The 12,939-nt window shown below is 30.1% G+C and carries 17 protein-coding genes; 16 read left to right on the top strand and 1 reads right to left on the bottom strand.

Annotated elements, in window-relative coordinates:
* The first annotated feature begins 184 nt into the window (after nt 1-184).
* From bhYOR_RS05870 to bhYOR_RS05860, 3 genes are all read left to right on the top strand, one after another.
* Nucleotides 185-790: a BTA121 domain-containing protein surface lipoprotein gene (locus bhYOR_RS05870; protein ID WP_025434225.1), complete on the top strand. Its 606-nt coding sequence runs from the start codon at nt 185-187 to the stop codon at nt 788-790.
* Nucleotides 791-937: 147 nt separating this feature from the next.
* Nucleotides 938-1,531: a hypothetical protein gene (locus bhYOR_RS05865; RefSeq protein ID WP_025434224.1), complete on the top strand. Its 594-nt coding sequence runs from the start codon at nt 938-940 to the stop codon at nt 1,529-1,531.
* Nucleotides 1,532-1,751: 220 nt separating this feature from the next.
* Nucleotides 1,752-2,363 (top strand): BTA121 domain-containing protein surface lipoprotein, encoded by a 612-nt coding sequence (locus bhYOR_RS05860; RefSeq protein ID WP_025434223.1) that lies wholly within the window; start codon nt 1,752-1,754, stop codon nt 2,361-2,363.
* Nucleotides 2,364-2,750: 387 nt separating this feature from the next.
* Here bhYOR_RS05860 and celB read toward each other — a convergent pair whose 3' ends face one another.
* Nucleotides 2,751-4,112 carry a PTS cellobiose transporter subunit IIC gene (gene celB / locus bhYOR_RS05855; RefSeq protein WP_247088473.1) on the bottom strand — a complete coding sequence of 454 codons (1,362 nt, stop codon included), beginning with the start codon at nt 4,110-4,112 and terminating at the stop codon, nt 2,751-2,753.
* A gap of 130 nt (nt 4,113-4,242) precedes the next feature.
* On the opposite strand from celB, the gene bhYOR_RS05850 reads away from it, so the two are divergent.
* The 13 genes from bhYOR_RS05850 to bhYOR_RS05790 all read left to right on the top strand — a co-directional run bounded on the left by bhYOR_RS05850 (nt 4,243) and on the right by bhYOR_RS05790 (nt 12,934).
* Nucleotides 4,243-4,590 carry a PTS lactose/cellobiose transporter subunit IIA gene (locus tag bhYOR_RS05850; RefSeq protein ID WP_025434222.1) on the top strand — a complete coding sequence of 116 codons (348 nt, stop codon included), beginning with the start codon at nt 4,243-4,245 and terminating at the stop codon, nt 4,588-4,590.
* A 9-nt stretch (nt 4,591-4,599) separates the two neighbouring features.
* Nucleotides 4,600-4,914: a PTS sugar transporter subunit IIB gene (locus bhYOR_RS05845; RefSeq protein ID WP_025434221.1), complete on the top strand. Its 315-nt coding sequence runs from the start codon at nt 4,600-4,602 to the stop codon at nt 4,912-4,914.
* Nucleotides 4,915-4,924: 10 nt separating this feature from the next.
* Nucleotides 4,925-6,022, top strand: coding sequence for a DUF871 domain-containing protein (locus bhYOR_RS05840; RefSeq protein WP_025434220.1), 1,098 nt, complete (start codon nt 4,925-4,927; stop codon nt 6,020-6,022).
* A gap of 139 nt (nt 6,023-6,161) precedes the next feature.
* Entirely contained in the window at nt 6,162-7,367 is a 1,206-nt protein-coding gene (locus bhYOR_RS05835; protein WP_040126266.1) for an anti-CBASS protein Acb1 family protein, read from the top strand.
* 18 nt (nt 7,368-7,385) lie between these two features.
* Entirely contained in the window at nt 7,386-7,958 is a 573-nt protein-coding gene (locus bhYOR_RS05830) for a DUF1357 family protein (protein WP_025434219.1), read from the top strand.
* A gap of 66 nt (nt 7,959-8,024) precedes the next feature.
* On the top strand, nt 8,025-8,636 hold the full coding sequence (locus tag bhYOR_RS05825) for a DUF228 domain-containing protein (protein WP_025400317.1): 612 nt from the start codon (nt 8,025-8,027) through the stop codon (nt 8,634-8,636).
* Between the two features lie 86 nt (nt 8,637-8,722).
* Nucleotides 8,723-9,649, top strand: a complete 927-nt coding sequence (locus bhYOR_RS05820) for a hypothetical protein (RefSeq protein ID WP_025434218.1) — start codon at nt 8,723-8,725, stop codon at nt 9,647-9,649.
* A 1-nt stretch (nt 9,650) separates the two neighbouring features.
* The gene (locus bhYOR_RS05815) at nt 9,651-10,037 is read left to right on the top strand and encodes a DUF3890 domain-containing protein (RefSeq protein ID WP_025400315.1); all 387 of its coding nucleotides are present in this window, start codon (nt 9,651-9,653) and stop codon (nt 10,035-10,037) included.
* Nucleotides 10,037-10,408 carry a DUF1506 family protein gene (locus bhYOR_RS05810; protein ID WP_241763742.1) on the top strand — a complete coding sequence of 124 codons (372 nt, stop codon included), beginning with the start codon at nt 10,037-10,039 and terminating at the stop codon, nt 10,406-10,408. Before bhYOR_RS05815 ends, bhYOR_RS05810 begins: the two co-directional genes overlap by 1 nt.
* Before the next feature lie 39 nt (nt 10,409-10,447).
* Nucleotides 10,448-10,987 carry a DUF764 family protein gene (locus tag bhYOR_RS05805; RefSeq protein ID WP_025400313.1) on the top strand — a complete coding sequence of 180 codons (540 nt, stop codon included), beginning with the start codon at nt 10,448-10,450 and terminating at the stop codon, nt 10,985-10,987.
* Nucleotides 10,988-11,020: 33 nt separating this feature from the next.
* Nucleotides 11,021-12,097 carry a DUF787 family protein gene (locus bhYOR_RS05800; protein WP_025434217.1) on the top strand — a complete coding sequence of 359 codons (1,077 nt, stop codon included), beginning with the start codon at nt 11,021-11,023 and terminating at the stop codon, nt 12,095-12,097.
* On the top strand, nt 12,097-12,516 hold the full coding sequence (locus tag bhYOR_RS05795) for a DUF1463 family protein (RefSeq protein WP_020732425.1): 420 nt from the start codon (nt 12,097-12,099) through the stop codon (nt 12,514-12,516). The genes bhYOR_RS05800 and bhYOR_RS05795 overlap by 1 nt, the downstream gene beginning before the upstream one ends.
* A 4-nt stretch (nt 12,517-12,520) precedes the next feature.
* The gene (locus bhYOR_RS05790; protein ID WP_025400311.1) at nt 12,521-12,934 is read left to right on the top strand and encodes a DUF1473 family protein; all 414 of its coding nucleotides are present in this window, start codon (nt 12,521-12,523) and stop codon (nt 12,932-12,934) included.
* Nucleotides 12,935-12,939: the final 5 nt, after the last annotated feature.

The raw sequence follows: 12,939 nt of genomic DNA, 5'->3' as shown, positions 1-12,939 counted from the left end.
GATTTAAGAGACTTAAGAAATTTAAGAGACTTAAGATATTTAAAATTAACTTTTTATGCATTTTATGCACTTTTTAGCTTAAATATGTAAATAGTATTTAAGTATTAAGGCTAGTATTTAATTTTTTACAGATTAAAGATAAGCAAATATATTAGGTATAATTAAATATTGATGGAGGATATTTATGGATATTTATAATATTATTTTTAATAATAAATTAAAGAAATTAAAAATAATAATGATAATAATATTATTAAATAGTTGTAAATTCAAAGATGAAGCTTTGGGTAGTGAGCATGGAAAGGGTGATGCAATGAAAAAATTAAAGGATACCAGAACACCTATTCAAATTTTATTAGATGACTTTAATTTTTCTGATGAATACAAGGAAGCTGTTTTTTATATAAAAAAGCCATTAACTGATCCAAATGCAGGAGCTCAGAGTAACAAGACTTATACTGATGCTGAATTTTACGATTTATTAGTTAACTTGGGTAAAGACAGGCTTGAAAACATCGTGGAAGGGATGTCAGTGACTTTGAGGACACGAAAAGGTATTGTTGATGCTATTGAGGCTTTAAAGGATCAAGCTAAGAAAGATAAACTTAATAGAAGTCTTGCTGCTGCTGACAAACGGTATTTTGGTTTTTTAAAGTCTTTGGGTAGTGAGAACACTGTTGATCTGGTATATGGTGGGCTAATAAGTCATACTGGTAATCCCTTATTTGAGCTTATTAAGACCAACGCCCCTGATGTTTTTCAAAATGGGGTACAGCAGAGAGTACCTTAAGATATGCAATTAAATAGATTCATAGTTTATTTATTGCGTGTTAATGAACTATAAATAAATAACTTTAAATAAACAACTTTAAATAGACTATTAAAAGGTAATGTTGAATAGTCTATTTAATATATTGTTATCTTAAAGGAGGCATGTATGTTTATTTGGGTTACTCAGGTAATGTGTCGTTTATGTTTATTGTGCTTGATGGGTGTATTTTTACTTGGAGCTGAGGCGGGGTCATTTTGCGAGAATGCATTTTCTTGTTACAGTGAATATTCTCAAGAGTTTGACTTTGGTGGCATAAAGCGTATTGTTTTAATTAAAGAGTACATGACTGAGTCTTATAAGGAAAGGCTAAAGGCAGGCGAAGAGGATTACAAAAAAATGATGGAAGAGATTTATCCGATGTATACTCTGATGTTTGTTATGGTTGAGCCTAGGCTAATAGATATTAAAAGTGTTATTTTTGATGGCGTAGAAGCAGAAGTAACCACATTTAAGCTTAAGGGATCTGATGAGGAACTTACTAGAATTAAAGATTTTCATATGAGAGCGCCTGGAATGGATAATAAATTTTTAAAAGTTATCTTTCCAATACCAGTGCATAATACTTTTTCTCTTATCCTTAATAAGAGGTTTATTGAAAAACTTAAAAAGAGAGACAAAATTAAAATTACTCTAACAACACATTATGATAAGGAATTTGTTGTAGAGACAGATAATTTTATTAGAAAATATGAGTTTTAAGTTTTATGTTTATTGAAATTTATTACCAAGATTTAAGAGATTTAAGAAATTTAAGAGACTTAAGATATTTAAAATTAACTTTTTATGCATTTTTTAGCTTAAATATGTAAATATTATTTAAGTATTTACATATTTAAGTATTAAGGGTAATTTAATTTTTTACAGATTAAAGATGAGCAAAATATATTAGGTATAATTAAATATATTTGGGAGAATGTTTATGTATATTTATAATATTATTTTTAATAATAAATTAAAAATAATTATGATGATAATAATATTATTAAATAGTTGTAACTTAAAAGATGAAGCTTTGTGTAAGCGTGTGCAATGTGAGCCTGGAAAGGGTGATGCAATAAAAAAACCAAAGGATTCCAGAACACCTGTTCTAGTTTTATTAGATGGCTTTAATTTTTCTGATGAATACAAGGAAGCTGTTTTGTATGTTCAAAAAGCATTAACTAATCCAAATGTAGGAGCTCAGAGTAACAAGACTTATACTGATGCTGAATTTTACGATTTATTAGTTAACTTGGGTAAAGACAGGCTTGAAAACTGCGTGAAAGTAATTTTCTTGACTTTTAGGGTACGAAAATGTGCTGTTGATGCTATTGAGTCTTTAAAGGATCAAGCTAATAAAGATAAATTTAATACAGATCTTGCTGCTGCTGATGCAGATTATTCAGGTTTTTTAAAATTGGTTGGTAGTGGAGCTACTGTTGATCAGATATATGACATGATGATAAATCATGATGATGGTTACAAATTTAAAGATGTTAAGGACACAGCCCATAATGCTTTTCTAGGTGAAATGCGACAGAAAGTGTCTTAATAGGCGTAATTCAAATAAACTATTTTAAGTATGTGCTTTAGGTATGTACTTTGAGCATCAATTTTTTTAATATTTATTTGAAAATTCCAAAATCGGGATTAAAAATAATGCTTATATTTTGATTTTCATATCTAGATTACCTTTCATATCTAGATTACATATCTAGATTATTGTCCTGAAAGCAAGGTACATGTTTAGTATGCGAGAGTTAAGGATCCGGGGTCTTTAGGACACATAAACATTATGTTTTTGTGTCCTAGTACCAAACAATGACAATTTTTATTGAATGTGAGATTAAATTATTAAATTCAATTTTCATTTAAATTTTTATTAATCTTTAAGTCCAATTGATCCCTTTAATCTAATTAATTTTTAAGCTACTTAATGTTAATTATTATTTTTTTTATTTGCTGTAATTTTTTTATTATGTGTTTTTTCCTGTCTTAAGAGTACTTTTTCATAAGCTTTTAGGAAAGGCAAATAAAGCAATACGGAGAGCGCTAATGAGCACAAAGATAATATAAGAGCCTTAGGATCAAGTCCAGTAGAAATAAAAGCTGCTAGTGCTGCTGGGGTTGTCCAGGGCATTAAAGTGCTAACTCTTTCAATTACTCCAAAATTTGTTAGTGAATACGCAATAGTTGTATTTATTAATGGAACTAATATAAAAGGAATACCTAAGATAGGATTTAAAACAATTGGAGCACCAAAGATTATAGGTTCATTGATATTAAAAATACCAGGAGCTAGTGCAATTTTACCAATATTCCTTAGGTGTGGAACCTTGCTCATTATCATGGCAATAGTAAGTCCAAGAGTTGTTCCACTTCCACCGATATGTACAAACACATCAAGAAATCCTCCAGATAAAATATGAGGAAGTGGGAGATTATTTGACAAAGCTCTTGCATTAATTTCAAGATTGGTCAAACTTATTGGACTTAAAAAGACCGAAACCAGAGCACCCCCATGAATACCACAAAACCAAAATATGTGAATTATGAAGACAATCATTAAAGAGCCAAATAAAGAATCACTAATATTTAGCATTGGTCTGAATATATGCATCATTATTTCTGGAAGTAGAGTACCAGTTGTGCTTTGAACTGCAATATTTATAGTTTGAGCAATAATTGTAAGTAAAATGACAGGAATTAAAGCTTCAAATGATCTTGCAACCGCAGGAGGCACGCTTTCTGGGAGCTTAATTATTATTTTTCTGTTAACTAAAAATCTATAAAGTTCAACTGATAAAATGGCAACAATAATACCTGTAAATATTCCTTGTGCACCAAGATATCTAGCATCAATAATGGGAAACGATGCTCCAGGTAAAATGGCCCATTTAGGTACATCTCCTCCATAAGGTATCTGATCCGATTGACCGCATAAAATGAGAAATGTGAAGAGAGATAAAAGACCGCCCGTAATGCCATTTATCTTATGAGAGTTTGACAGACTATATCCAATACCAAAGGACACAAAGATAGTCATAATTCCCATACTTACATAAAATGGTTGAATAAGATTTGCTTTATATTTACTCATCAAATCAACATACCACTGTTGGTATAAAAAATTATTAGGATCAACTAACGGTAAATTAACTAAAAGGAGTACGAAAGACCCTACTATTAAAAACGGCATTGATGCTATAAATCCATCTTTGATGGCACTTAAGTATTTATTTGAAGCGGTTTTGCTTGCAATAGGCATTAATTTATTTTCAATAAATTTTTGAAAGTTCATAAAAATCTCCTCATTTAATAATATTTAATAATTTAATTTAATAAAGTTTAATTTAATTTATTAATAATAATTGTATTTATTAATCATAACATGTTAATATATGAATACTATATTTCTATAGTTTAAAGATATGAAGAGTAAAGAATATACAACCGAAGAGTTAATAGATAATGTAAGTATGCCTGTTGTAGCATATTCTGGGGAAGCTAAAAGCTTTTTAAGAGAAGCTCTAGATGCAGCTAAAGCTGGGGATTATGAAAAATCACAAGAAATGATGGAGATGAGTAGGGCGTCTCTTGCGAAAGCATATGATGCACATAAAGATGTGGTGCAATATTCAGTAACAAATCCAGAGTTTATTAAGATACCATTTATCTTAATTCATGCTGAGGATCATTTAATGTCAGCAGTTTCTGACCTAAGTATTTTTGAGGAATTAATAACTGTTTATAAAGTGATTAACGAACTTAAAAAATAAGGAGGAATTATGAATATATTACTCGTATGTGGTGCTGGTATGTCTACTAGTATGTTAATGCAAAGAATGGCAAAATATGCTAAAGAGAATAATATAGATGCAAATATCGATGCGGTAGCAGAAGCAAAATTTGTTGAAATAGTTGATAATTTCGATATTGCTTTGGTAGCGCCGCAAATAAGATTTAAAAAAGGCAAACTAGAGGAAATCACAAAACCAAAAGGGATTCCCCTTGAATTAATAAATACAATTGATTATGGAACAATGAATGGTGAGAATGTATTGAAGCTTGCTATTAATGCATTGTCTGCAAATAAAGTTTAGGAGATAGAAAATGAGAGAAATAGGAATATCGATATATCCAACTGTAAGTTCAAAAAGTAAAATTAAGGAGTATATTGAAAAAAGCGCATCTTTGGGGTTTACGAGAGTATTTACATCGCTACTTTATATTGATGGGGATGAATTTATTGCCTTTAAGGAAGTGCTTGATGTGGCAAGACAATATAATATGAAGGCAGTTGTAGATGTTACTCCTGAAATTTTTAGGAAACTTAATATTGATTTAAGGGATCTGAGAAATTGTTATAAACTTGATTATTTCAAAAAACTTGGGGTATGGGGGATTAGACTTGACGATTCATTTACAGGAATTGAAGAGGCCTTAATGACCTTTAATGATCATGACTTAAAAATTGAATTAAATATGACTAGTGTTAACAATCACATGAATACAATAATGTTTTTTAAGCCAAATAAGGATAATTTACTTGGGTGTCATAACTTTTATCCTCATAAATATACAGGTCTCTCAAGAGAGTTTTTTAGAAAAAAAACGCAAGCATTTAAGCATAATTCAATACCAACAGCTGCATTTGTAACTTCAACTGTAGCAGAAGAAGATGTAAGAGGAATTAACAAAGATGGTGTTCCAACATTAGAAGAGCATAGAAATAAAGACATTGAGATTCAAACTAAAGATCTCTTTAGAGAAGGAATGGATGCTGTATTAATTTCAAATTGCTTTCCAAGTGATTTAGAGCTAAAAAAAGTATCTAGAGTTAATAGGTATGTACTTGAACTTAAAGCCAAATTAAATCCTAAGATAACTCCTTTAGAAAGAGAGGTAGTCTTAGACAATCTGCACTTTAATAGAGGAGATCTGACTTCTTATAGAATTAGGTCAAGTCAGCCTAGGAATTACTACAAGGGTCAAAATTTTATGGTACATTCACCTGCGGCGATTAAAAGAGGCGATTTATTAATAGATTCTTCAGAATATTTAGGATATAGTGGAGAATTTCAAATAGCGCTTAAAGATACACCTAATAATGGACGTGTTAATGTGGTTGGAAGAATAGATGAAGATGAATTATATCTTATAGATCAGATAGAAGCTTGGGAAAAATTTAAAATTGTAGAATCTAAATAAAATCTTAAGTAGAATCTTAAATAAAATCTTAAGTAGACTCTTACTTATTTTATGAGTAAGAGTTATTTAAATATTCTTTAGAAGTATTATTAAATAATATTTAGTTTACATTATTAATTATTATTGATATAATAAGTTTATGATATTTAAAAAAGGTATAAATAATTTTGAAAATATATTATTTAAGAAATATGCAATCGACCCATTAAATCTTTACAGATATTCATTATTTTTTAGGAATTACATAGAAAACTCAGCAGAAGATGCATTAAGATCTGGAATTAAATTAGATTTTTTAAATTCCCCCACACTTGATTTAAATGATTTGCAACCTTTAAGTTTAGAACTCAAAGAAGCGCTTCTTGAAGCCATGATAAGTTATAGGTTTAATGGAGCAGGATATATTTTAATTAAGCCTAAGGTACTAGATGAGGATTTAAGCAAGAGTGTTAATGATGAATTACCAGTTGGATTTAAGTATTTAGATTATAAGCGAATAAGAGATGATTACGGTAGTAATTATTTAGAATATCTTCAAGATGATGGTACGTCTATTATCTTGCATAAGAGTCGAGTTATAATTCATGAAAATTTTGATTATGTACTAGGAGAGCATACTCCAGTCTATACTCAAAGCTTGCTTTTAGATATTTGTCTTTTAGAACAGATATACTCAGAGATTGAAAGGCGCATTGGGCAATATAATTTCTTGTTTTATAAAGATGAACAATTAGTTGAGCTTATGGAGACTTTGCATGATGCTAAGAATCAGATTAGTCTTGATACTAAGGGTAAGGGATTATTTTCTACATTTTTTAATAGTAATTTAAACTTAAATAAAGATTTAGGTACGGTTGAAGCTACTCTTAATCGTATGCTTGAGAGAATAAAGGATGGTTTGAGTAATGAGGGAATAGTTTATAGTGCTGATGAGAACGCAAGTTTACAGGTTATAAAGTACGATCTCTCATTTTTAAAGGATGCATTTGAACTTGTAAAAGCAAAAATTGGTGCTGACACAAAAGAACCACTAACAAGAAGTTTTAATGAACAAGTCAAGGGTTTGGGAAGTGATGGCAAGGGAGATAGGGCTAATTATATTGATTTTTTGCATACAGTGCAAGAATCAGTTGCACTCTCAGTTAATCTTAAGCTTAATAAGCATTACAGACTTAATATGCGTTTTAATGATTTGGCTGTATTGAGTGATGAACAAAAATTATCAAGAGACATAAGATTCCTTGATGTTTATTCTAAATATCTAGAGATTATAAAGACTCATTCTTTAAGTAGTGATGAGATTGAGATATTAAAGAGTAAATTACATTTTGATTTAAGATTTTGATTTAAGGAGGTTTAATTAATGGAAAACGCTGATATTAAAGTTTCAGATGAACTTAAAAGAGATATTTCTCCAAATCAGAGTTTAAGTAATAATAATATTAATACTATTGATAGCAATGTTAATGCTACTAATGTTAATACTAATCTTAATACTAATACTATGAATAATGATGAATTACTAGGTAGAGCTGTTTGGATAACCAGACTTGCTGATGATAATTTAAATTTAAGTTATAGTACGCAAGAGCTTTTAAGCTCGGGGCATTCATTAGTTGAGGTTTTAGATATTCAAGTATGCGAGCTTATTAAAAAATATGTTGATGAAAAGCAGATACTGGCAGTTGCAGGAAGTCTTGATATTGTCAATTTAAATGATAAGACTAAGGATATACTCTTAAGGCTTGCAAGTATTGATACATTTAAGAACAGTAATAATTCATATGGTTTAATGACCTTTAATAAGGGTAAAGCAAGAGAGGCATTAAATTTACGAAATACGAATAATACAATAAAGGATTATAAAGATTTAAGACAAGCAATGCTTAATGAGTGGCTGCAAATTAGGCAAGACTTTTATAATGTTAAATTATGATATTAAATCTTAAGTTATTAAAGTAGTTATTTAAACAATAAATTTAAAAATTTAAGGAGAGTATTTATGCCAGATAAATCTGAATTAGAGGCAAGTTTAGCTAAACTTACTGGAGAGAAAAATAGACTTGATCGTGAACTTGCGGCTTTAAAGGCAAATAAGCAAGCATCAGTCTTAGAGCAGCTTAAAAATTCTAGCACATATCCATCTGTTTTTGATAAGTCCAGTCAGTTTGGAGCATCTGATGTTTATTTTTCCCATAGGGGAGTGTTGCTATATTCTTTAGCAGATAAATTTGAAAATTATCAGGCTGATGATTTCTGCTATAAACGTGGAGTTAAATTGGTTATTGATAATGGAAGCTCACCTCGCGTGGCACGTGGTGGTGGTAATGATCTTTATGGGATTTGCATAGATTATGATGATTTTACAAAAACAGCAACAGTTATATCAATTGCTAGTAGTTTTGAGTGTATTTTACTCTCAAATGCTAATGTTAAAGCTGGTGATAAATTGGTTTTTGGTAGTATGGGAGTACTTGCAAAGATTGGTGCAGATGCTACTTACATGCATGCAATGGCTTTAAGTGATGCTTCTGAGTTTAAAGATAGGCCTGGACTTTGTGGTGCAAAGGTTATGGTTATATCTAAGATTTTACATAAGTTTTTTGGTAGTTAGTAATTTAATTTTAGTAATTTAATTAAATATAAATTTAGAAAATAAATTTAAAAAAATTAGTTAAAAATTTAAGGAGAAACTAGACATTGAGTGAAAGTTTATTTAATAATGAAGAATTTATAAATACTATTAGGGATTCTCTGTCTCTAGATAAACCAGTTCCTGAATATTATCATTTTTTTGATAATGAGCAAATAGAGAGTAGCGATATATCACTTGCAAGTGAAAGGGTTATAAAGTGGAATTCAAGCATAGTAGATCTACCAACACTTAAGGTTAATGATTTTAGTACCGTAGCTACTATCAAGTTTAAAAGACAAGTGGTTCTTGTTAATTATTTACCATTTCAGTATGCCTTTACGTATTATGCTCCTGATGGAAAATTAGATATTCAGGCAATTAATAATATTAATATGAGAGAAGGACTTAGGTATTCATTATCCGAGATACATAAGCTTTTAAGTTCGCATTACTTAAGAGGTGGTTTAAGCTTTTCAAGTAAGCAGACTCAAAGAACTCTTCTTGTTGATGATGCAGACCGCGAGACCATGTATGGACTTCTAAATATTCCAGGGCAGATAGATAAAACTGTCAAGGTCACACAAACTTCAGATTTGATAAAGGTTTGCAATGCTGAGGTGGGCAAGATCAATTTGGAAGATGAGCGGAGAGTTCCTTTTAAGGTATTAACAACACCTAAAGTTAAAGCTAGCTTGCTTGAGAGATTGCGTAATAATCATTATTCATATAAGGACATGTTATTTGACTCTTTAAGGGCAATAAATAATGATGCTGATATTGAGCTTGAGACTACGAATTTACTTGATGATGAGATGTTAATTTATCCAAGAAGTTCTAAGCTTTTGGTATTAAAAGATGGTCATCCTCCGATTTTAAATGCATATACACAGATGTCAAGTAGTAATTTTAGGACTAGTTTTCTAGATTTTTCTATTGGCAGCATTATTGCAAGTCAAGAATCAATACTTAGACTTAAGATAGATTGGGCTTGAGATGGATAATGATTTAGATAAGATTTATGCTAAAGTACTCAGTCTACTGATGCTTAATTCTGATGAGCTTAATTTTAAAGAATTTAATGTATATGTGGAATTACTTGAGGATGTTTTGCTTAGCAAGGGTTTAGGTCTTGGGGATTTAAGTATGAGCAAGGTATTTTTACTTATTTATTATTTTCTTGGGTGTGAACTTAAGAAAAGAGGCAAGCTTTTGCGTTTTGATTTTAATAAAGTTAAGTCTGAGCGATTAAATGAGATATCGGTGGAATATTCAGATTACGTATTACGTGATGAGGCTTTAAGTAAAGATTTTTGCGTTGCTTTTAATAATCTTGTAGAAGAGATTAAGGCTTGCAAGAGGGCATTAATAGGAGTTGTATGATGATTGGTCTTAATTTAGCTATAACTGATAATATTACAAGGTATTCAAGGCCAATGTTTTTATTTAAGAAAAGCTTAATTAGGAATAAAAGCAATGCTTCTTATGAGCGGAAGGTCGATAAAGAGACTTCTATTAAGTTTGATGGTGTATTTTTATTTAAGGGTGAAGATAATATTGAACTTTTCGGTTCAAATATATTTACAAAAGAAATTTATGCCAAGGTTTATACCTTGGATAAGATTGATTTTGATTTGGGGGATCAGGTACAAGTGGATGATGATTTGATGGAGATTGTAAGTATCAGTAAGTATTGTAATGTGTACTTGCAAGAAAGGATCATCTATACCGTTTTAATGCTAAGGAAGCTTTAATATTTTGGCAGTTTAGTATTGCCTTTAAGGAGAATATTTGTGTTGCTTAATTTACATGAATCACAAACTTTTTTAATAAAAATATTCCTTTCTTTTAAGGATTACTTAAAACGTCATTCTTTAAAGTTAGAGATTATAAATTCTTATAATCGTCTGTATTTAAGTGACTTAAAAGCTAATTATTCTTACATTGTGGTCATAAACTTTAAAGGTTTTGATTGCTTAGATCCTAGGGTTTTAAGAAGTGGGAGTTTTTATTCTAATGTTAATGAGTTTGGCTTAAAGTTTACTCTTTGTTTTCTAGGATTTGTAAGGGATGTTGGTGAATTTAGAATTTATGTTAATTTGCATAAAGTTTATGAATATTTCTTGGATTTTTTGCATGAGAATTCTTTTAAATTTGAGTTTCAAAAGTCACTAGAGGGTGAGTATGATTTATCTTTAAATTATTACTTAAAATCCACAGGTGATTTGATAGATGGAGGTTTTGTTAATGTTTCTTGTAATGAAAGAATAGCCGTTTTGGGGTTAACTCAGTCTTACAGAGCAGATATACAGGTGATTGAAATTAAAGATTAAAATGAAAAATTAAATTTAAAAATAGGAGATAACATGCCACAAGATACAATTAATGTTAATTTAATTGAAGATACAGTTAAATTAGATAGCATTGGTTATTATAATCCTTTGCTTATTTATAAGAGCGACGTTTTAAGTGAGGGACATTTTGTTTTAAGTGTTGCGTCTTTTAAAGAGACTTTAGAATCTATTGAAGTTAAGGGAGAGTTTAAGAGTGATGAAGATAAGATTAAACTGGCTACTACTCAGCGTGAGTTTTTATCAAAAAGTTTTAGTGATTTTTTTAGTGAAGATGGGCTTAAGTCTTTTAATTTTTCTATTTATAAAGATAAAAAGTTCATAGTTCAATTTTTAAAGAAAAATATACATCCATTTGTGGTATTTGTAGAGCCAGTAAGAGAAATGTTTAAAGCTGATTATGATGCTGTGAAGGGTTTTTCGAAATTTGTATTATTCTCAACTAAATTTCATAGGCTGCCTGAGTTTTTAGAGGCTATTCCTGTAAGTCAGAGGGATGGGGCCATTTTTATGTATGATAGTGGTAATGATAATTTGCATCTTAAGTTTGCAGCTAAATACTTGCATGAAGCTAGTATTTTTCATGCAACTAATCCTTATGGAATTACATTAAGATCGAAACCAATTTATGATGGGACTTTAATTAATGATTTAAGACGGGATAATATTAATTTTTATTCTCTTCTTAATGAGACGGGCCATGATGGGGTTTTAGCTTTCAAAGAAGGGGTAGACTGTTCAGGCAGTCCAATTGACGAGGCATTTACGTATTATCTTTTAAAAAATGAATCAACGCGTGAACTTATTCGTATTTGGAACAGAAATAATAGACAAAATAGTAAGCTTAGCCAATTAAAATTTGCTGATGGGAGACCTAATGCTTATACTGCAGGTCTTGAATGTTTATTTAAAGAATTTAAAGAAAGGGGACTTATTGTATCTTTTGGTGACATTAAATTTGGACTAAAGGCAGATAATGTTTTGGGGTTAAGTTTATCCATTCGTATTAAATACAATGATAGCTTTAAGAGTGTGGTTTTAAACATAAGTAGTGATGATATTAATGATTATTTAAGAAGGGAGGTTGATTAATGAAGGATTATTATTCATTAGATTTAGTATTTTTTAGTTTTGCAGGTATGCTCATAGATAGGGGGAAGTTACAATATTCAACCTCTCCAAATGTGATGGCAACTGCTAGTACTGAGGAGAGGAATATTCCAATTCCAAGTTTCAGGGATCCTAGGACTATTACGCATATATTCAATCTAGAGATTACCAAAGGTTCATTTGATTATAAGGTTTTAACTAAACTTAGTAATGAGCAGTTTTATTCTTCGACGTCTAAAAAGGATAAACTTAAACCATTAGTATTTAATGATCAGATGGGGCTTAAGATTGTATCTAATAGTGCATTTTTTTCTGAGGTGCCAAGTCGTAGTTATACAAGTAATAGTGATGCTGTCAATTTTGTAATTCATGCAATCAATTGTGAGATTGAAAGGGGTTAGGCTTGTGAGATATAAATTAAAGATTTTAACTAAATTTCAGACTTATGGATATATTTTAAGGGATATTTCTATGTATGATTGGGATTCTATTTTAGGATTTGATGCTAGTCAAGAAACTTTAAGACGAGAACTTAATAGTTTACCTGTGCTTAAGAGAATAAGCTCTTTAATGATATCGCAGTCTTTTTTTGATGAATTTTATGAGATTATTAGCACTAACAGGGAGCATTCATTTTTATATAAATATCAGCTTCCCACTATTTTCTTTGCTGTTCAGTATTCTTTAGTAGAAAAGATAGCAGGATTTAAAGAGCCCAGTTTAGTTTATGTTGAGAGTGCTCAAGATGCTAATGGAACTTTTATTAAATATCCGCATATTGATGATAGGTGGAATTACAAAGACTTGGTATCTGGGTAGTGTTG

Source organism: Borrelia nietonii YOR, from assembly GCF_023035795.1.
Classification (GTDB): Bacteria; Spirochaetota; Spirochaetia; order Borreliales; family Borreliaceae; genus Borrelia; species Borrelia hermsii.
The sequence above is the reverse complement of the archived record's forward strand: the minus strand, read 5'-3'. Positions and strand labels throughout refer to the sequence as shown.

Bases quoted from the DNA above. Each gene is read 5' to 3' on its own strand.
- bhYOR_RS05830 (WP_025434219.1), top strand. From the start codon at position 7,386: ATGGAAAACGCTGATATTAAAGTTTCAGATGAACTTAAAAGAGATATT.
- bhYOR_RS05845 (WP_025434221.1), top strand. From the start codon at position 4,600: ATGAATATATTACTCGTATGTGGTGCTGGTATGTCTACTAGTATGTTA.
- bhYOR_RS05860 (WP_025434223.1), top strand. From the start codon at position 1,752: ATGTATATTTATAATATTATTTTTAATAATAAATTAAAAATAATTATG.
- bhYOR_RS05870 (WP_025434225.1), top strand. From the start codon at position 185: ATGGATATTTATAATATTATTTTTAATAATAAATTAAAGAAATTAAAA.
- bhYOR_RS05795 (WP_020732425.1), top strand. From the start codon at position 12,097: ATGAAGGATTATTATTCATTAGATTTAGTATTTTTTAGTTTTGCAGGT.
- bhYOR_RS05825 (WP_025400317.1), top strand. From the start codon at position 8,025: ATGCCAGATAAATCTGAATTAGAGGCAAGTTTAGCTAAACTTACTGGA.
- bhYOR_RS05800 (WP_025434217.1), top strand. From the start codon at position 11,021: ATGCCACAAGATACAATTAATGTTAATTTAATTGAAGATACAGTTAAA.
- bhYOR_RS05810 (WP_241763742.1), top strand. From the start codon at position 10,037: ATGATTGGTCTTAATTTAGCTATAACTGATAATATTACAAGGTATTCA.
- bhYOR_RS05865 (WP_025434224.1), top strand. From the start codon at position 938: ATGTTTATTTGGGTTACTCAGGTAATGTGTCGTTTATGTTTATTGTGC.
- bhYOR_RS05835 (WP_040126266.1), top strand. From the start codon at position 6,162: ATGATATTTAAAAAAGGTATAAATAATTTTGAAAATATATTATTTAAG.
- bhYOR_RS05850 (WP_025434222.1), top strand. From the start codon at position 4,243: ATGAAGAGTAAAGAATATACAACCGAAGAGTTAATAGATAATGTAAGT.
- bhYOR_RS05840 (WP_025434220.1), top strand. From the start codon at position 4,925: ATGAGAGAAATAGGAATATCGATATATCCAACTGTAAGTTCAAAAAGT.
- celB (WP_247088473.1), bottom strand. From the start codon at position 4,112: ATGAACTTTCAAAAATTTATTGAAAATAAATTAATGCCTATTGCAAGC.
- bhYOR_RS05815 (WP_025400315.1), top strand. From the start codon at position 9,651: ATGGATAATGATTTAGATAAGATTTATGCTAAAGTACTCAGTCTACTG.